Consider the following 235-nt stretch of genomic DNA (forward strand, 5'->3'; position numbering starts at 1 on the left):
CCGACCGATCAGGTCCGCGAGGATCATCCCGTCGACCAGCCCGTGCGGGTGGTTGGCCACGATGATGACCGGACCTGTCCTGGGGATGCGGGCGATCTGCTCTGCGGGCGTGGTCAAGGCAATGCCCATCGTGTCGAGTGCCGGGCGCCAGAAGCCCTGGCCCGAGGGCACGCCCTGTTTCTCGAATTTCCGGATCAGGCGCAGCAGGCGGATCTTGCCGGTCCCCCATTCCATG

Annotated in this window: 1 protein-coding gene; it reads right to left on the bottom strand. The window is 66.8% G+C overall.

Translation table 11 applies throughout. The annotated features are described in order from the left end of the window. A partial coding sequence (locus H2O73_RS24285; RefSeq protein ID WP_497997524.1) for a GNAT family N-acetyltransferase occupies positions 1-235 on the bottom strand: 235 nt, incomplete at both ends.

Source organism: Vibrio marinisediminis, assembly GCF_014050145.1.
GTDB lineage: Bacteria > Pseudomonadota > Gammaproteobacteria > Enterobacterales > Vibrionaceae > Vibrio > Vibrio marinisediminis.